This is a genomic window from Enterococcus sp. 3C7_DIV0644 (genome assembly GCF_002141235.1).
GTDB classification, from domain to species: domain Bacteria; phylum Bacillota; class Bacilli; order Lactobacillales; family Enterococcaceae; genus Enterococcus_D; species Enterococcus_D entomosocium.
This window is the reverse complement of record NZ_NGLK01000001.1, coordinates 1,228,163-1,246,407: the sequence shown is the minus strand read 5'-3', so window position 1 is coordinate 1,246,407 and position 18,245 is coordinate 1,228,163. Positions and strand designations below refer to the sequence as shown.

16 protein-coding genes are annotated in these 18,245 nt (G+C 44.0%); 14 read left to right on the top strand and 2 right to left on the bottom strand.

The annotated features are described in order from the left end of the window. Positions 1-11 precede the first annotated feature (11 nt). The 6 genes from A5877_RS05805 (at position 12) to A5877_RS05780 (ending at position 4,527) form a co-directional block, all read left to right on the top strand. Positions 12-518, top strand: a complete 507-nt coding sequence (locus A5877_RS05805; RefSeq protein WP_005228434.1) for a PTS sugar transporter subunit IIB — start codon at positions 12-14, stop codon at positions 516-518. Between the two features lie 102 nt (positions 519-620). Next, positions 621-1,496, top strand: coding sequence for a hypothetical protein (locus A5877_RS05800; RefSeq protein ID WP_008380581.1), 876 nt, complete (start codon positions 621-623; stop codon positions 1,494-1,496). A 24-nt stretch (positions 1,497-1,520) separates the two neighbouring features. After that, positions 1,521-1,976, top strand: a complete 456-nt coding sequence (locus A5877_RS05795) for a PTS sugar transporter subunit IIA (protein ID WP_008380583.1) — start codon at positions 1,521-1,523, stop codon at positions 1,974-1,976. 20 nt (positions 1,977-1,996) lie between these two features. Continuing rightward, entirely contained in the window at positions 1,997-3,094 is a 1,098-nt protein-coding gene (gene uxuA / locus A5877_RS05790) for a mannonate dehydratase (RefSeq protein ID WP_005234052.1), read from the top strand. Then, positions 3,091-3,708, top strand: coding sequence for a bifunctional 4-hydroxy-2-oxoglutarate aldolase/2-dehydro-3-deoxy-phosphogluconate aldolase (locus A5877_RS05785; RefSeq protein ID WP_086316544.1), 618 nt, complete (start codon positions 3,091-3,093; stop codon positions 3,706-3,708). The genes uxuA and A5877_RS05785 overlap by 4 nt, the downstream gene beginning before the upstream one ends. 96 nt (positions 3,709-3,804) lie before the next feature. Further along, on the top strand, positions 3,805-4,527 hold the full coding sequence (locus A5877_RS05780) for an HAD family phosphatase (RefSeq protein WP_008380587.1): 723 nt from the start codon (positions 3,805-3,807) through the stop codon (positions 4,525-4,527). 262 nt (positions 4,528-4,789) lie between these two features. Here the strand turns inward: A5877_RS05780 and A5877_RS05775 are convergent, their stop codons facing one another. Next, positions 4,790-5,584 carry an AraC family transcriptional regulator gene (locus A5877_RS05775; RefSeq protein WP_176273429.1) on the bottom strand — a complete coding sequence of 265 codons (795 nt, stop codon included), beginning with the start codon at positions 5,582-5,584 and terminating at the stop codon, positions 4,790-4,792. A 266-nt stretch (positions 5,585-5,850) separates the two neighbouring features. Here A5877_RS05775 and A5877_RS05770 point away from each other — a divergent pair, with 266 nt between their 5' ends. From A5877_RS05770 to A5877_RS05755, 4 genes are all read left to right on the top strand, one after another. After that, positions 5,851-7,467 (top strand): glycoside hydrolase family 43 protein, encoded by a 1,617-nt coding sequence (locus A5877_RS05770; protein ID WP_086316543.1) that lies wholly within the window; start codon positions 5,851-5,853, stop codon positions 7,465-7,467. Then, on the top strand, positions 7,464-8,789 hold the full coding sequence (locus A5877_RS05765) for an ABC transporter substrate-binding protein (RefSeq protein WP_086316542.1): 1,326 nt from the start codon (positions 7,464-7,466) through the stop codon (positions 8,787-8,789). The genes A5877_RS05770 and A5877_RS05765 overlap by 4 nt, the downstream gene beginning before the upstream one ends. Positions 8,790-8,917: 128 nt before the next feature. Beyond that, positions 8,918-9,829, top strand: a complete 912-nt coding sequence (locus A5877_RS05760; RefSeq protein ID WP_015510298.1) for a carbohydrate ABC transporter permease — start codon at positions 8,918-8,920, stop codon at positions 9,827-9,829. Then, complete coding sequence (locus tag A5877_RS05755) at positions 9,830-10,663, top strand: carbohydrate ABC transporter permease (RefSeq protein ID WP_086316541.1); 834 nt, start codon at positions 9,830-9,832, stop codon at positions 10,661-10,663. A gap of 55 nt (positions 10,664-10,718) precedes the next feature. Here the strand turns inward: A5877_RS05755 and A5877_RS05750 are convergent, their stop codons facing one another. Beyond that, a complete protein-coding gene (locus A5877_RS05750; RefSeq protein ID WP_005234059.1) occupies positions 10,719-11,897 on the bottom strand; it encodes an ROK family transcriptional regulator in 1,179 nt (392 codons plus the stop codon). Between the two features lie 250 nt (positions 11,898-12,147). Between A5877_RS05750 and xylB the strand changes: the two genes are divergently transcribed. The 4 genes from xylB to A5877_RS05730 all read left to right on the top strand — a co-directional run bounded on the left by xylB (position 12,148) and on the right by A5877_RS05730 (position 18,123). Continuing rightward, the gene (gene xylB, locus A5877_RS05745) at positions 12,148-13,644 is read left to right on the top strand and encodes a xylulokinase (RefSeq protein ID WP_086316540.1); all 1,497 of its coding nucleotides are present in this window, start codon (positions 12,148-12,150) and stop codon (positions 13,642-13,644) included. 117 nt (positions 13,645-13,761) lie between these two features. Beyond that, a complete protein-coding gene (xylA, locus tag A5877_RS05740; protein WP_086316539.1) occupies positions 13,762-15,069 on the top strand; it encodes a xylose isomerase in 1,308 nt (435 codons plus the stop codon). A gap of 141 nt (positions 15,070-15,210) precedes the next feature. Further along, positions 15,211-16,677, top strand: coding sequence for a glycoside hydrolase family 1 protein (locus A5877_RS05735; protein WP_008380598.1), 1,467 nt, complete (start codon positions 15,211-15,213; stop codon positions 16,675-16,677). Between the two features lie 36 nt (positions 16,678-16,713). After that, positions 16,714-18,123: a response regulator gene (locus A5877_RS05730; protein WP_086316538.1), complete on the top strand. Its 1,410-nt coding sequence runs from the start codon at positions 16,714-16,716 to the stop codon at positions 18,121-18,123. The last annotated feature ends 122 nt before the right edge of the window (positions 18,124-18,245 follow it).

Sequence of the window (18,245 nt, the reverse complement as noted above, 5' to 3'; positions counted from 1 at the left end):
AAGTGTCAACAATGGGTGTAGTAAATTTAGCACGAGTAGATGAACGATTGATCCATGGGCAGGTCATGATGACCTTGTCGCAAAAAAGCGGAGTCAACTCGATCTTTGTAGTGGATGAGGTAGTAGCTAAGGATAAGTTCATGCGGGAATTATACAAAAATGCCGGTAGCCGCACAGGGCAAAAAACGATCGTCGTTACACCAGAAAAAGCCAAATTTTACTGGGATGAATACAACTTCAAAGATTACAACTGTATTTTGATCGCTAAAACCGTCAGTGTGATGTACGACTTAGTCAAACACGGCGTGCCAATGAAAGAATTGAACATAGGCGGTATCGCCCAAAAAGATCCCGAGAAAGATCTCTTGGTAACAAAATCTGTTTATTTAAATCAAGCTGATGCGCAAAAACTCAAAGAAATGAACGAAGCGTACGGTGTGGAATCAATCTATTTTCAAGCAACACCTTCTGCACCGAAATCAACCCTTAAAGATGTGTTGAAGCAGTTCAATTTGTAATCATTGAGCGCGTTCGTCATCTGTTGAAGAGGAAGGCGGAGGGTCTTATAAAAATAGAGTTCCTCCTTCCTTGTCAGTAATTTGTGAATAGGAGAATCCGCCATGAATCAAACAGAAGCATTTCGTGATTGGCTTTTTCGTTATCGATATGTCTATCGGTCGCGATCAACGGATAAAAGCAAACAAAGATTTTTGAAGGCACTCATCGCGGATATCATTCCATTTCGCAAAGACCTTCAGGTGATCGAGTATGATCACACGAAAAAAAACGCCTCACGCAATTTGTATGTTGGTGATCTGACCAAAGCAAAACGGATCATCTGCACATATTATGATACACCGCCAGAGCATTTCGGCGATTACCATTTTTTTGATCGGCAGGAGCAAGGCCGTAAAACAAATCAATTTATTCTGACTGCTTCAGCAGTGATGATTCTTTTAGGGTTGTTAGGTACCTGGCTTTATATCCACTTTGCCTCAGGGAGATTTCCCTTATTGTCTTGGCAAACAGCGCTTTTTGCTTCAGGGGTCGGTATTTATTTTCTGCTATTAAATCGCGTAAGCCGCGGGGCAGGATTTCAGCAAAATCTAACCCGCAATACCTCCTCTATCTTAGCGCTGCTGTCCCTAATCAGTCAAAACAGTCAAACAACGACGGCCTTCGCATTTCTTGATGAAGGAAGTTACGGAGAACGCGGGTTGGAAGTGTTACGTGATTCAGTAAGGCCGAATGCGAAGATTTATTATTTAGATTCTATTGGTGCCGATGCTCCGATTCGAGCGATCGGCAAGCAATTCAATGAAGGGCAACTCCAGCAGTTGTCAATCGAACACAGTAGTGAAGCAATGGGCAGCATCAACTATCTGTTTTGTGCAGAAAAGCAACAGGATCAGACGTATGTGTTGCCTAAAAAACAATTAAAGCAAAAAGAGCTGAATAGTAGGAATATGCAAAAAGTCCTTGCGTTATTTGGTTAGGAAGCGAAAAAGGAGGAACAACATTTGTTAGGAATCGTATTGGCAACTCACGGACAGCTGAGTACTGGTTTTAAAGATGCCGCAGAGGTGATCATGGGCAGTGTCGAAAATATTGCGGTCGTTAATTTGAACCACGGAGAGGATATTCAACTTCTGGGAAACAAAATCCATGAAGCAATCCATGAAACAGATCAAGGGGACGGTGTCGTGGTGTTTGCTGATCTATTGAGTGCCAGTCCCTACAATCAGTCGGTTGTAACGATCAATCAATTAGATGAACCACTTCAGGAAAAGACGTATGTGATCGGCGGAGTGAATCTACCGATGGTATTAGAAGCAATCAATCATCAATTTTTGGCGACACCGATTGAACAGGCGGTGGCAGCAGTGATCCAGCAAGGAGAAAACAGTGTAGCGATTTGGCACAATTCTTCAGCAGGTGATAGTAGCGAAGAAACTGATGAGGACGATGATTTTTAAAAACGAAAGGGTGACAGCAAATGCAATGGGGGTTTCGATGGTACGGGGAAGGGGATACGATCCCGTTAACGAATATTCGACAAATTCCAGGAATGCACGGCATTGTAGGAACACTTCTGAATAAAATGCCCGGAGATGTCTGGGAGATTTCCGAAATCAACGCACTAAAAGCATCAATTGAAAAAGAGCATCTTTCGCTATTAGGGATTGAGAGTGTCGCGATCCACGATGCGATCAAAGCTGGAACAGAGGAACGGGATCACTACATCGATCAATATATTCAAACGATTCGGAATTTAGCAGCTTGTGATGTACATATGATCTGCTATAGCTTCAAACCGATCTTCGGCTGGGCAAAAACAAACCTATTTTATCAAAACGAGGATGGCAGCTTCTCCTTGCTCTATGATCAAGCCGTTGTGGATGATATGGAACCTAGTGAGATGTATACGCTAATCCATAGCCAATCAAAAGGCTTTAAATTGCCAGGCTGGGAAGAAGAACGACTGAAAAAGTTCCAGCGTTTGATGGCAACTTATGAAGGGGTCACTCAAGAGATCCTCTTTGATAACTTAAGCTATTTCTTAAAGCGGATCATTCCTGTGTGTGAAGAAGTAGATGTGAAAATGGCGATCCATCCGGACGATCCACCTTGGGAAATTTTTGGTTTGCCACGGATCACCAAAAATTTAGAGGACTTGAAAAAAATCATGGCCATCGTGGATTCGCCTTATAATGGGGTGACGTTGTGCACCGGTTCGTTAGGTGCCGATCCAGAAAACGACATGGTGGAGATCGTTCATGGCTTAAAAGGCCGCATCAACTTTGTTCATTTTCGCAATGTGTTGTTTATGGGGGAACGCAAATTTAAAGAATCTGCCCATCTTTCCACTGAAGGATCGTTAGATATGTATGCCATTATGAAAGCCTTGGTTGAGGTCGGTTTTGATGGTGTCATCCGTCCTGATCACGGGCGGACGATCTGGGGGGAAGTGGCGATGCCAGGCTATGGTCTGTATGATCGCGCGATTGGTATCAGTTATCTTCAAGGGCTTCATGAAGCCGTCTTGAAAGAGCAAATGCAATCGAGGGGAACGAAGGGAGGAGAGAGCGTATGACACTCTATGAACAATTGGCAAAAACAAGGGTGTTGCCTCTTTACACTGCAACAGACCTTACCTATTTGCCAGTAGTAGAATCACTGCTGATTGAGCATGAACTGTATTTTATTGAAGTGACCTTCCGCAGTGACCTTGCTTTAGAAGCGATTGAAAAACTCTCTCAATCGGGCAAATTGATCGTAGGCGCAGGCACGGTCCGCACCTTAGAACAAGCGAAAGCAGCGGTTGAGAAAGGAGCGCGCTTTATTGTTTCCCCTGCTCTTGTACCTGATGTGGTGGAATTTTGTCTTGCCGAAAACATTCCAGTGTTTCCAGGGACAGCTACCCCAAATGACATTCAACGGGCAACGGATTATGGCTTATCAGTTGTGAAATTTTTCCCTGCGGATATCTACGGGGGCTTACCGGCAATCAAAGCCCTCAGCGGTCCGTTTTACGATATTCGATTTGTCCCAACTGGTGGGATCACTCTCGAAAATGTTCAAGACTATTTATCTGATCCGCAAGTATTAGCGGTTGGCGGCTCCTTCATTCTGTCAGAAGCGCTAGTAAAAGAAGGGCGGGAAAAGGCTGACAGCCATTTGGCGCATGTAAAATCATTGCTAAGTTGAGCAGTCAGCTGTAAATAAACAAGATGAAGCAATGGGTGCCAAAGGATTTTGGTACCATTGCTTTTTTATTCGCAGAAAAGCAAAGGAGGCCATAGGATGGAGAAGATAAAACTGGTGATTTTTGATATGGACGGTTTGATGTTTGAAACAGGTCGGTTAGTTTACCGCGCCTATTTAAGAGCCGCGGAGGAGTATGATTTTGAAGTTTGCCAAGATGTTTATTATTACCTGACTGGCAGAACGGAAGCAGATATTCGTAAAGGGATGCAGGAACTTTATGGCAGTACGGTACCAACGGATCGGTGGCGAGAAGCGATGAATCGTCAGAAAGAAGTGATTTTAGCTGAAGAAAAGCGGGTGTTCAAAAAGCCCGGCCTTCTTGAACTATTGGAAGCATTAAAAAAACAAGATTGCTTGATAGCCGTGGCGTCCTCTTCGTCGAAAGAAAAAATCAAGGCGTATTTTGAAATGGAACAGATGCCAGATTGGTTTGATACGGTGGTTTCTGGGGATCAAGTGCGAAAGGGCAAACCTGATCCAGAAATCTTTCTGACAGCATGCCAACAATTAGGCGTAAAGCCTGAAGCAGCCTTGGTATTAGAAGATTCTCTAGCCGGCATAAGAGCCGCAAAACAAGCCAAGATCCCAGCTTTTCTGATTGCGGATGATTTGAGTATTTTGCCAGTCAAGAAAAATGGGAAGTATCCTTTGCTTAAACAGCCAAAACTTGAGCAAGAAGTAGCTGCACAGGTGAAAACTTTTTCTGATCTGACGGAAGTCAGAGACTGGCTAGTCGTGAATCATTTTTCTTGGCCTTGATCGATGTTCCAAGAAGCTTCGATAAAGCAAACGGCATTAAGCAAGAACATACGGTGCTATAAATCAGGCATAGCGTTGCGGAATCGGTAAAACAACAAAGGTTCATTTTGGCAATTGGTCTTTTCCTGCTCATTTCTCTATGAAGAAGGGGAGAGTTAGAATGTTTTTCACTACTTTCTGGGAACGTGGCAAAAGGCTGACTAGAAAAACGAGTAAGATTGTAGCAGCTCACTTTATAGGTAAGTGAAGCTGCTTTTTTGCGCTATTCCTTCAGCAACGAAAAATGAGCATTGTGTGTTAAGCGGTATTCTTTCGGAGTCAGTGAGGTCAAAGCTTTGAAATTTCGATTGAAGGTTCGCACATTTTGAAAGCCAGCCTGTTCTGCTACTTCCGTAATCGGCAAGAGACTATGAGTCAGCAAAAAAGAGGCATGGCGAATTCTTGCTTGATTCAAAAGCCGAGGAAAGGTGCTTTTCAATTTCTCAGTGATCATTCTGGAAACGTAGACGCTACTATAACCGATACTGCTGCTTAGTTTTTCGAGCGTCAGCTCTTCTTTGAAGTGTGACTCGATATAGGCAAGCAGCTGGATCAGGATATCCTCTTGGTTTTTGGCTGGTAGTAAAGTCGTTTGGTGCTCAAAAAGGTAAAGGACTAGATACAGTGCCGATTTTCGTAAATAGAGGGAATCCGTTTCAAATAAAGGATAATACAGCTGATTTGCGACAGACGAATCAATGGTGATAACGGGATCTGACAAAGCGAAATCTTTGGTTTTGGCATAAAAATCTGGAATAAACTCCGGCGAAAAAACCAGAATATGCAGTTGTGATTCCTTAGGGGTTTCGATGGCATGGGTCTGGTAAGGCATGACTAATAACACTTGGCCAGTTGTAAGGACATAGGGACTTTCTTCGATTTTGACAACCGCTTCGCCGTCACTACAAAAAAGCAATTCAAAGGAACGATGAAAATGTTCCATGTAATTAAGCGAGTAGGGATGGTAACTGGAAACGCCTAGGTATTCGCCGAAATGGTATTCTTCTAAAATAGTCACGCGATCTATCCTCCATTTTTTGTCTATCGATGTGTGGAAATCGTCCTGTGAATGATAGCGATTTCATTTTATAATTATGACAGTTCAGCTGAAGAAAGTAAATAGAACAATGATTAGTGAATATTTTTAAAATGAGCTGCAGCAGCAAGTTTCTTTTTTTTGTTAGGTATATTAGTAAAGAAAACTTACTAACTGGATGAAGCTCATTCCTACTGACACTCAGTTGAATCACAAAATGCCAAAAAGGGAAAGAGGAGGAAATTTTTTTGATTACCAATCCGATACTAACAGGCTTTCATCCAGACCCGAGTATTTGTCGTGCAGGAGAAGATTATTACATTGCTACGTCGACCTTTGAATGGTTTCCAGGTGTGCGCATCTTCCATTCGAAGGATTTGAAGAACTGGCGCTTGATCAGTACACCAGTCAATCGTGTCAGTCAGTTGAATATGCTGGGAAACCCAGATTCTGGGGGTGTTTGGGCGCCAAACTTAAGTTACAGTGATGGTCGTTTTTGGTTGATTTATTCAGATGTCAAAACACAATCTAATAGTTGGAAAGATGTGAACAATTATTTGATCACCTGTGAGACCATTGATGGGGATTGGTCAGAACCAATCTATATGAATTCTTCTGGTTTCGATCCCTCGTTATTTCATGACGACGACGGCAAAAAATATTTTTTGAACATGGTTTGGGATTATCGTCCGACAAACCATTCCTTTTATGGGATCGCTCTCCAAGAGTTTGATTGGCAAGCCAAGAAATTGGTGGGGCAGCCCAAAATCATCTTCAAAGGAACAGAGCGCAAATTGACGGAAGCACCGGTTATGTATAAAGTGAACGGCTATTATTATTTATTGACGGCAGAAGGCGGCACCAAGTTTGAACATGCAAGTACCATCGCTCGTGGGACGCACATCGAAGGGCCTTATGAAGTTCATCCTCAAAACCCTCTGATCAGTTCCTGGGGACAGCCAGAGATCCTGCTACAAAAAGCTGGCCATGGTTCATTTGTGAAAACGCAGACCGATGAATGGTATTTTGTTCACTTAACAGGGCGAGCGCTGAAGTATCCAGAAACGCCCCTCTTAGAAAATCGCGGCTATTGCCCGCTCGGACGAGAAACAGCGATCCAGTCTGTTTATTGGGAAAATGATTGGCCGTATATCACAGGCGGAAACTTTCCAAAAGAGGAAGTCCCACAGCCACAGCTGCCCGAACATCCGTGGGAAACAGAATCAGGCTTTGATGATTTTGAAGAGGCGTCGTTGGCACCAGTGTTTCAAACCTTGCGGATTCCTTTTTCTGAGGAAATCGGTAGTTTGACCGCACGACCAGGGTACTTGCGCTTGTATGGGCGAGAGTCGTTCAATTCCTTGTTCCATCAAGCACTGGTGGCAAGAAGATGGAGCGATTTTCGTTTCGAAGCAACGACTGCCGTCGAATTTTCACCGACCTCGTTTCTACAGTTAGCAGGCATGACGAATTACTACAATACACAAAACTGGTCGGCGATCTACATCACTCATGATGAGACGAAAGGCAGAATCATCACTGTATTGACAAGCGAAAAGGGCCAACTGAAGAGTCAAAAAGCACCAGAAGTTGTGATACCAGCCGATGTACAAACAGTCTACTTCAAAACGATCGTTAATTATGCCCACTATCAATACGCGTACTCCTTTGATCAAAAAGAGTGGCAGGTCATCGATCAGCTATTTGACAGCTTGCAATTGTCTGACGACTATGTAGCAGAACATTACGGTGGGTTCTTTACAGGGGCTTTTGTAGGGATGTTTGCGATCGATACGACCGGCAATCGTTTGGCGGCTGATTTTGATTCATTTGACTATCAAAAAATCGAGGAGGAAGAAAGATGAAAAATTGGAAACGGGTCTTACAAACAGCGTCAGTGGCGGGCTTAGCGGCTTTTATGCTTAGTGGCTGTGGAAATGGTTCAGGAAACAGCGGCTCAGATAATAGCGCAACGGGAAGTAGTGGCAAGGATGAACTCGTGGTTTGGACCTTTACTTCAGAATTATCAACGATGATCAATGATTACTATTTGCCGGCGCATGACGATTTGGCCTATGACATTCGGATCGTGGAGATTCCTTCTGACCAATTCGAGACCAAGCTCGATCCGATTCTCGGTTCCAAAGATGCACCAGATGTGATTGCTTTAGAATCTGCCTTTGTCAAAAAATATGTGGAATCAGGGATGATGGCAGACCTTGGTTCACTGGGACTTGATGAAGCCGCGGCAGATACGTATCAATATGTCAAAGACGTAGGAACTTCAAAAGACGGGGTTCTTCATGCCTTGGCTTGGCAAGCTGCTCCTGGCGGGTTTTATTACCGGGCGTCGATGGCAGAAGAGCTGCTAGGGATCGATGATCCAGCGGCTGCGCAAGCGGCATTGTCAGACTATGACAAGTTCTATGAGCAAGCCAAAGCAGTCAAAGAAAAAAGTGGTGGAACCACCTATATGATCTCTAGTGTCCAAGATTTGGCGAAGCCTTTTTATGGACAACGCGAACATGGCTGGGTTGAAGACGGCAAATTAGTGATCGACGACAGTTTGTATGACTTGTTGGATGTATCACGAAAATTTGTAGAAGAAGGCCTGACACAAGATACAGAAGGACAATCAGAAGCTTGGTTTGCTGGAATGAATGGCGACAATGTATTCGGTTATAGTTTGCCGACATGGGGGCTGCACTATTGGTTAAAACCAAATGCGACAGCTGCCGATAACTCCAGCTCAACAGAAGGGGACTGGCGCATGATCCAAGGACCGTCGTCGTGGTTCTGGGGCGGCACATGGATCGGTGCTACGGCAAATTCTGAGATGCAAGAAGAAGCTGCGCAATTGGTGGCTTACTTGACCACAGATCAAGCATTTTTAAAACAATGGGCCGAAGATACCGGTGATTTTGTATCGAATGAGCGAGTCGTTGAAGAAATTAAAGGCGAATATGAAGAGGAATTTTTAGGCGGTCAAAACCACTATGCAGAATTTGCCGATATGGTTCAAGACATCAACGCGAAAATTCTGACCGAGTATGACCAAACGATTGAAACCCTCTTTACGGATAGTTGTTTGACACCATATTCAAAAGGCGAAGTGGATCAGGAAACGGCGATCCAAAACTTTAAAGATGCGGTCGTCAATGCTTATCCAGATGTTCAAGTAGATTAGGTGTTGTTGAAACCGGCACCGAAGACGGGGGCGGTTTCAACCTTTTCTAGGTACTATGCGCTGCTTAAAGGGCTTGTCTTTACAGGCAGAAGTTGGCAGTAGAAGAAAAAAATATCAGGGGGATTACGATGCAGAATAAGAGAAGATTTGAACAGTATCATCGCTATGGGCTATTATTTATCGCACCATTTTTTCTAGCATTCTTGGTTTTTCAGCTTTATCCAATTCTCTATACGATTTACCTGAGCTTTACAGATCTAAAAGGGTGGAATCCAGCTGCCAATCTTGTCGGACTGGATAACTATTTTGCGATTTTTCGCAACCCGTTATTTTTAAAATCGATCAGCAATACTTTTATTTTGTGGGGCGTAAACTTTGTCCCTCAAATTGGCTTGGCTTTGTTGTTGGCGGCATGGTTTACCAATATCAAGCTGCGCTTGCGAGGGAAAGGCTTCTTCAAAGTCGCTTTTTACTTACCCAACATCATTACTGCGGCTTCAGTAGCAATCTTATTTTTTGTTTTGTTCAGTTTTCCGTTAGGTCCGATCAACCTAGTCTTGCAGCATTTCGGTGTTTTGGACCAGCCCTATGACTTTTTCCGTAGTGAAACGGGCACTCGGCTGATCGTTTCCTTCATCCAATTTTGGATGTGGTATGGTCAGACAACGATCGTTTTGGTTTCGGGCATTTTGAGCATTGATGATGCTCTTTTTGAATCAGCAATGGTCGATGGAGCCAATGATGGTCAAATTTTTCGCAAGATCACGCTGCCTTTGTTAAAACCAATCTTGCTTTATACATTGGTGACGTCCTTGATAGGCGGCTTGCAAATGTTCGACATTCCTTTTTTGCTGACAAATGGCAATCCCAACAATAGTGTCTTAACGATCACGATGTTCATCTACAACCAGGCCTTTACCGGGAGTCGGAATTTCAACGTTGCCGCAACCGCGTCGGTACTATTATTGGTACTTTCAATCGTATTAAGCACGTTATTGTTTCAATTTTTCAAAGAAAACAGCAAAGTGGGGCGAAAATAAATGGAAAATAGCTATCGAGCAAAACGATTGTTGATCTATGTCTTTTTGGTGTTGCTGACCATCCTAAGTATACTGCCGTTTTGGGTCGTCTTAGTCAATGCAACCCGTTCAGCGGAACAGATCCAGCAAGGGCTGTCCTTGTGGCCCGGCGGTAATCTCCAATACAACTGGTCCGTCTTAATGGGCAGAGGCTTCAATGTTTTCAATGGGTTTAAAAATAGTTTCCTGATTGCTGCTGGTGCTACCGTTCTCAATGTGTATTTTTCGGCGCTGACGGCTTATGGCGTGATCGCCTATGAATTTCGTGGCAAGAAAGTCCTGTTTGCTGTCATTCTTGGGCTGATCATGATTCCTCAGCAAATCAGCATGATCGGTTTTTATCAATTTATGAATCGCTTAGGACTCTTAAATAATTTTCTGCCATTGATTTTACCAGCGATTGCATCACCCGCTACCGTTTTTTTCTTAAAGCAATACTTAGAAACGATCTATCATCCTGATTTGGCAGATTCTGCTCGTTTAGACGGAGCCGGCGAAATCAAAATTTTCCATCGCATCATGTTGCCTTTGATGAAACCGGGCTTAGCTACCATGGCGATTTTCTCGCTCGTGACCTCGTGGAATAATTTCTTGATGCCCTTGATCTTGATCAACGATACGGAAAAGTATACGTTGCCGATGCTGGTCCAATTGTTGAAAACTGATGTTTACCGTACTGAATTTGGCAGTATGTATCTAGGGATCTCATTAAGTATTATTCCTTTACTGCTGATTTACCTGTTTCTATCGAAATACATCGTGGGCGGTGTGACGGCTGGCGGAATCAAAGGATAGCGAGACCTTTTTACCAAAAGAAAACGCTGGACTGAGTTTTCAGTCCAGCATTCATTTAACGGATCGCACGGGAGAGATCAAGTGCCGCAAAGCGCAAATCGTTGATATTTAAGAAATGTTTTGCCACTAAAACGTTGCCGCCAAATAACGGGGCTTGATCGCCTAATCGACTGTTTTTGATCTTCGTGTTTTTGGTGAACTGGCTGGTCAATTTTTGCTGCAGCGCCAGCAATAAATCAGGAATTTTGCGATAGATCGAGCTGTTGATATAGACTTCTTCGGGATCAGAAAAAGTGATGACATTATTCAGCCCAATACTAAGAAACTCAACATTTTGTTGCGCCAATTCGACTGCTGATTTTTCTCCGGCATGGTAGGCTTGTGCGAAGGTATCCGAATTAACGAACGCAGTTTTTGTATAGTGACTGTAGGTGTCAAACAAGACTTTGTTCGAGGCATATTGCTCTAAGCAACCTCGATTGCCGCAAGGACACAAGTTGCCGTGAGGGAAGAGCGTAGAGTGGCCAACTTCCCCCGCCATGCCGTGAGTACCGGTTTGCAGCTGCCCATCAACGATGATTCCGACACCGATCCCGCTATGGACGCTGACGCTCAGTAAATTCGTGGAATCAGAAGAAAAACAGTACTCGCCTAAAGCCGTCAGATTGGCTTCGTTCTCTATATAGACCGCCGTATTGTATTTTTGGCTCAAAGGGGCGATCAAATCAAAGTGCTCCAAGTCGTAGTAGGGGGCAAAGGTGATCGTCTGATTGTGAACGATGCCGTGGATCGCCAAACAGATTCCTACTAATCCATGAGTGGTTTGCGGCATTTGCGGCCAAAATTCTTTCATCATGGAATCGATCGTCGCTAGTACATTTTCTTTGGTGATCAATTCATGGGAATGGTCGGCGGAGGCGATCATCTCGCCATTGATATAAGAAAGCATTCCACGAACATAGTTATAGCCGATGTCAAAGGTAACAGCTAAGCTGCTGCGGTGATTGAATTGCAATTGAATCGGTTTGCGACCACCGATCGAAGTGGAATCCCCAATGCCGACTTCGCGAACGAAGTCCGTGTCGATCAGTTTTTTGGTTATTTGAGAAACAGACGCTTTATTGAGATGGGTCAAATTTGACACTTCCGCTCGTGACACATTTTCATTGTCAATGATCGTCTTCAATACAGCCGCTTCATTTTGTTCGCGTATGCCCATTTTATTGATAATCATGTGTTCTCCTCTTCATAGATGTGATTAGTGTTAGTTTACCGTGCAAATTAATATTGTGCAAGCTGAAGAATAAAGAAAAGAGGAAGAATGCAAGATCAGCAGTTTGAGAACGAAAAACCATGAAAGATTCGTTGAAAGCGCTTGACATAAATGCGAGAATCGTTTACTATCCAATTAGTTAGTTTTGAATGCTAATTAACCGATTGAGAGGCAATGGTTAACTGCTTCAAACAGAGGAAGGAGAGAAGAGATGGCTTATTTTTTAGGGTTGGATCTAGGAACAAGTGCGTTAAAAGGCTTAGTTTTTGATCAAACCGGGGAACTCCAAGGAACAGCAAGTGTTGACTATCCATTGTCATCCCCTAGACCGGGGTTCAGTGAGCAAGAGCCGGTGCATTGGCAAGAGGCGGCAGATAAGGTAATCAAAACCTTGATCCAGCAGCTTCCAAAGCTGCAGAAGGAATTGATCGGCATCAGCTTTTCCGGGCAAATGCATAGTCTTGTTTTATTGGATGAAGAAAACCGAGTCATTCGCCCGGCAATATTATGGAATGACGTTCGAACCACCAAACAATGTCAAGCGATCATGGCATCCTTTGGAGAGGAAATAAAAGCAATCACCAAGAATGTTGCTTTGGAAGGGTTCACCTTACCCAAAATTTTATGGGTCCAAGAACACGAGCCTGAACATTGGCAACAAGTTCGTCACATGATGCTGCCAAAAGACTACTTGGCTTTTTGGCTGACTGGTAACTATTCGATGGATTATTCTGATGCGGCGGGTACGTTACTGCTGGATATCGAAAAGAAGTGCTGGTCTGAAGCCATTCTAGAAAAATTCGCAATCGCATCGGATTTACTGCCGCCGCTTTTTGAATCAGCAGCGCCTGTAGGGCAAATGCGAAAAGAACTGCAAGAAGCCTTTGGCTTTGAACAAGAGGTGACGATCTATGCAGGTGGCGCAGACAATGCCTGTGCTGCATTAGGGTCCGGGATCATCGCCGAAGGTGTCGGCATGGTGTCGATTGGCACTAGCGGTGTGTTCTTATCCTTTGAAGAAGCGCAAGAGGTTGATTATCAAGGCGATCTACACCTTTTCCGTCATGCGATCAAAGACAAGTTGTATTCAATGGGGGTCACTTTAGCCGCTGGAAATTCCTTAAGCTGGTATCGTGATACGTTTGCCCCAAACCAATCGTTTCAGGAATTGCTTTCAGCGATCAGTGAGGTAAAACCGGGGGCAGAAGGCCTGCTGTTTACGCCGTATATCGTGGGTGAACGCACACCACATACCGACAGCCAAATCAGGGGAAGTTTTATTGGCATTGACACACGGCATCGCGAAAAGCATTTCAGTCGTGCCGTCTTAGAAGGGATCACCTTCTCTCTGAAAGATTCCCAAATGATCATGGAAGAACGAGCACAGCGGAAATTCACCCAGATCGTTTCTGTGGGGGGCGGTGCGAAAAATGCCGAATGGCTGCAAATGCAAGCCGATATTTTTAATGCAGAAATGCTGACTTTATCTACTGAACAAGGTCCAGGTATGGGCGCAGCAATGCTGGCAGCAATCGGCAGCGGCATTTATCCAGATGCGGCCGCTTGTGTTAACGCCTTTGTCAAATACAGCAAGGCCATTGCACCGATTCCTGAAAATGTCGCCAAATACCAAGAAATCTATGCGATCTACCGGACCGTCTACCAGCAAACCGCGCCTATCTGCCATGCGTTGGCGCAAATCGAATAGCATAATGGCAGCAGAAAATCTGCTTGATTAAAGCGAGGAATCGTTTTTGGTTCTAAATGATTGGAACCAAGTAAGTTAGTTTATTACGCTAAAAAACATAAAATGGAGGCAACAACAATGACTTATTTCCCAGAAATCGAAAAAATCCGCTACGAAGGTCCTAAAACAGACAATATGTTTGCATTTCGCCACTACGATGCCGAAGAAGTTGTTTTAGGCAAGAAAATGAAAGATCATCTACGTTTTGCAATCGCCTATTGGCATACGATGACGCAAGACGGCTCTGATCCTTTCGGCGCACCCGTCAACAAACGGACGTGGATTGGTGACACCGAAATGGAAACGGCGAAAAATCGAGTAGAAGCCTTTTTTGAGATTTGCGAAAAATTAGGGGCAGAGTTCTTCTGTTTCCATGATGTTGACGTGGCACCTGCGGGAGAAACGTTAGAAGAATTTTTCCAAAACTTAGACGAAATCACCGATTTGATCAAAGAAAAAATGGAACAAACGGGGATCAAACTCTTATGGAATACAGCAAATATGTTCTCACACCCTCGTTTCAACAACGGCGCTGCTTCCACCAATAATGCGGAAGTTTACGCGTATGCAGCAGCCCAAGTTAAAAAAGGCTTAGATATCTCGAAAAAATTAGGCGGTGAAAACTATGTCTTCTGGGGCGGCCGTGAAGGCTATGAAACCTTGTTGAATACAGACATGAAATTTGAACAAGACAACATCGCCCGTCTATTCAAAATGGCGATCGCTTATGGCGAAAAAATCGGTCATAAACCGCAGTTCTTATTAGAGCCGAAACCAAAAGAACCATCAAAGCACCAATATGATTTTGATGCAGCGACAACGATGGCCTTCATTCAGCACTACGGCTTAGAAGGAGATTTCAAATTAAACCTAGAAGCCAATCATGCAACATTAGCTGGCCATACCTTTGAACATGAAATCGCCGTTGCCCGTAGCTATAACGCATTAGGCTCACTGGATGCCAACCAAGGAGATATGCTGTTAGGATGGGATACGGATGAATTTCCAACCAACGTTTTTGACTCGACACTCGCTTTATACGAAGTCTTAGAAAACGGCGGCATCGCACCGGGAGGAATCAACTTCGATTCTAAAGTCCGTCGTTCGTCATTTGAAATGGAAGATCTGTTGTTAGCCCACATCGCTGGTATGGATACGTATGCCCGAGCGTTAAAAGCAGCAGCGAAACTGAAAGAAAACCGCTTCTTAGACGAGTTGAAGGAAAAACGGTACGCCTCGTTCCAAGAAGGCATCGGAGCGAAGATCGTTGCTGATGAGGAAAACTTAGAAACACTGACAGATTACGCATTGGCGCATGATCAAATCGAATTAGAATCCAGCCACATTGAATATGTGAAATCTCGTTTGAATGATTACCTGTTTTAATAAGAAACGACTGTCGTTCTGAGGAGCGACAGTTTTTTCACCTAAAAAATGTCTTTTGGCAATTGTTACGAATCAACCAAATTATGATACGATAAAATGTAACCGATTTAACTCGGTTTAGGAATTGAAGGAGGCAACTTGATGTTTCACACAAACTTAGATCCTTTCCCAGAAAACTTCTTATGGGGGGCGGCTTCGGCGGCCTATCAAATTGAAGGTGCATGGGCAGAAGACGGCAAAGGTCCGTCGATTTGGGATACCTATGCCCAAATTCCCGGCAATACCTTTGAGGAAACCAACGGCAAAGTGGCGATCGATCACTACCATCGATACAAAGAAGATGTTGCCTTGATGAAGCAAATGGGCTTGAAAGCCTATCGCTTCAGCGTGGCGTGGTCGCGAATCGTGCCTGATGGCGAAGGTGCGGTCAATGAAGCTGGTGTGGCGTTTTACGAAAAGCTGGTGGACGAATTGCTTCGGCAAGGAGTAGAACCGATTTTGACGCTGTATCATTGGGATCTTCCTCAGGCTTTGCAAGACAAATACCAAGGATGGGAGGGACGAGAAACAGCAGCGGCATTTGAACGGTATTGCCGAATCCTTTTTGAACGCTTAGGAAAGAAAGTCACCTATTGGGTCACCATGAATGAACAAAATGTCTTCACTTCTCTTGGGTACCGTTGGGCGGCACATCCACCGGGCTTGAAGGACTTAAAACGGATGTATGCAGCCAATCATATCATCAACCTTGCCAATGCAAAGGCAATTAATTTGTTCCATGAGCTGGTTCCACAGGGCAAGATTGGTCCAAGTTTTGGCTATGGTCCGATGTATCCGTTTAGCTGTGACCCAGAAGATGTGCTGGCTGCAGAAAATGGCGAAGCCTTCAACAACGCGTGGTTTTTAGATGTCTATTGCAAAGGCGAATACCCGAAATTTGTCTACAAGCAATTAGCCAAAGTCGGTCTGGCTCCTGAAGTCACTCCAGAAGATCAAGCACTATTAAAACAGGCAAAACCTGACTTCTTAGGGATCAATTACTATCACGGTGGAACGGCCCAACAAAACAATTTGCAAAAGCAGTCAGCTGAAAAGAAAGAATTTTCTAAAGTCGATCCGTATTTGATGCAAGCGGCAGCTGGCGAGTTCTCACCAGAAGAAACCATGTTTGCGACGGCGGAAAATCCCCACTTGAAAAAAACAGATTGGGGCTGGGAGATCGATCCCGTTGGTTTCCGTGTAGCCTTGCGACGTATCCAAGCCAATTATGACTTGCCGATTTTTATTACTGAAAATGGGTTAGGCGCCATCGATCAATTGACAGAAGACAAACAGATCCATGATCCATACCGCATTACCTATTTGCAGGAACATCTGGTGGAACTGCAAAAGGCTATCACGGATGGGGTTGAGCTGATCGGCTATTGTGCTTGGTCCTTTACAGATCTACTAAGTTGGTTGAATGGATACCAAAAACGCTATGGGTTTGTTTATGTCGATCGCGACAATCAAAACGAACGTCAGTTGGCGCGCATCCCGAAGGATAGTTTTTATTGGTATCAAGAGGTGATTCGCACCAATGGGGCAAGTTTGACAAGTGAAACATGATGTAACGAAGGAGTAGCTGAAAATGGAGGTTGGAAAATGCGTAAAGTGTTGATCGTTGATGATGAAGCATCGATCCGAAATGGACTGCCTCTGATCATCGATTGGGAATGTCTGGGGTATCAAATTGTCGGGTCGGCGGAAAACGGCGAAGCTGGCTTGGCAATGATCCGCGAATTGAAGCCAGACGTTGTGATCGCTGATATCCGTATGCCGGGAAAAAATGGTCTTGAGATGGTGCAAGCAGCATCGGAGGAAGGGCTTTTGTTTTTTGCCATTATTTTGTCCGGCTACTCAGATTTTGACTATGCCAAGCAAGCGTTACAACTGGGTGCTGTGACCTATTTGCTGAAACCAGTTGATGAAGAAGAGCTGATTGGTATTTTGACGAAAATCGATCAAAAAGCCAAGACCGATCAGCAGAAAAATCAGAAGAGTCAGTTGATGGAGAAATTGTTTGGCGGGGATCAAACGGGGATCAAAGACGCACAAGCCATCAAGCTATTGCGACTTTCCGAGGAGGCAGATGCCCAAAAGCTGGTTGAGAAATTGCAGGAGCAAGTGGCGCAAGTCATCACCTTGATCCATCGGCATCATCGGTATTTGGTTTTGTTAAACGAGGAACGCTTTCCCGACGAGGCGATCGATGCGTGGTGCCGCAAAAAAATGGCTCATCAAGAGATCTTGATCTCCCGATGGTTTGCGGCGCAAGAGAACTTGAAGCCATTGATGATCGATATCCAGACATTAAGTAAATTGATTTTCTTATTTCCCAATCAAGTCATTTCTCACCATGTTTTGGATACGACCCAAGAAGCAGAAGAACGAAGCGATTTGCGTGAAGAATTAGTAAAAGCGATTTTGGCAAACGATCCGTTGGAACAGCCGTTATTCCGCTATTATCAAACCTTTTATCATTTATTGGCATTGGAAGAAGAGATCAAATGGCAAGTCAATGGCGACATCGAATGGCTGCAGCATCAAATCAGTGAAAAAGTAGCATTAGCGATCGAATGGTCGACAGACGAAGTGCATCAGCAGATTTTTCTCGCCCAAACGTTTCCGATGCTACAAGAGGTGATCACCGAAAAACTAGCAGACTTGCAAGCAACAGTCGCCAGCAGTTTGAACCAAATCGATATCATTGCAGAATTGATCCAATACACAAAAAAGCATTATCAAGAAGATTTGACCTTGAAAAAAATCGGGGAACGTTTCAATTACAATAGTGCCTATCTAGGCAAGAAGTTTCGCAAAGAAACCGGTAAAAATTATTTGGCGTTCTTGGATGAAGTACGAATGGAAAAAGCGGTGGAAATCTTACGTCATTCCAATCTAATGGTCTACGAAGTTGCTGAATTGGTGGGCTACAGCAATGTTGATTATTTCTATAAAAAGTTCAAACAATACCATCGGGTTTCACCGAATGAGTTTCGGAAAAATGAATAACCACAAAGATGTCCGTGATTTTCTACGGACATCTATTTTTTAGGGTAACGATGACTAAATTGCTTGGTAGGCTTTCTTTTTTTTCTTTTATATAATTTAAATGAAACTGTAAGCGCTTTTTG

Bases quoted from the DNA above. Each gene is read 5' to 3' on its own strand.
- A5877_RS05805 (WP_005228434.1), top strand. From the start codon at position 12: ATGGGTGTAGTAAATTTAGCACGAGTAGATGAACGATTGATCCATGGG.
- A5877_RS05800 (WP_008380581.1), top strand. From the start codon at position 621: ATGAATCAAACAGAAGCATTTCGTGATTGGCTTTTTCGTTATCGATAT.
- uxuA (WP_005234052.1), top strand. From the start codon at position 1,997: ATGCAATGGGGGTTTCGATGGTACGGGGAAGGGGATACGATCCCGTTA.
- A5877_RS05785 (WP_086316544.1), top strand. From the start codon at position 3,091: ATGACACTCTATGAACAATTGGCAAAAACAAGGGTGTTGCCTCTTTAC.
- A5877_RS05780 (WP_008380587.1), top strand. From the start codon at position 3,805: ATGGAGAAGATAAAACTGGTGATTTTTGATATGGACGGTTTGATGTTT.
- A5877_RS05765 (WP_086316542.1), top strand. From the start codon at position 7,464: ATGAAAAATTGGAAACGGGTCTTACAAACAGCGTCAGTGGCGGGCTTA.
- A5877_RS05760 (WP_015510298.1), top strand. From the start codon at position 8,918: ATGCAGAATAAGAGAAGATTTGAACAGTATCATCGCTATGGGCTATTA.
- A5877_RS05755 (WP_086316541.1), top strand. From the start codon at position 9,830: ATGGAAAATAGCTATCGAGCAAAACGATTGTTGATCTATGTCTTTTTG.
- A5877_RS05750 (WP_005234059.1), bottom strand. From the start codon at position 11,897: ATGATTATCAATAAAATGGGCATACGCGAACAAAATGAAGCGGCTGTA.
- xylB (WP_086316540.1), top strand. From the start codon at position 12,148: ATGGCTTATTTTTTAGGGTTGGATCTAGGAACAAGTGCGTTAAAAGGC.
- xylA (WP_086316539.1), top strand. From the start codon at position 13,762: ATGACTTATTTCCCAGAAATCGAAAAAATCCGCTACGAAGGTCCTAAA.
- A5877_RS05735 (WP_008380598.1), top strand. From the start codon at position 15,211: ATGTTTCACACAAACTTAGATCCTTTCCCAGAAAACTTCTTATGGGGG.
- A5877_RS05730 (WP_086316538.1), top strand. From the start codon at position 16,714: ATGCGTAAAGTGTTGATCGTTGATGATGAAGCATCGATCCGAAATGGA.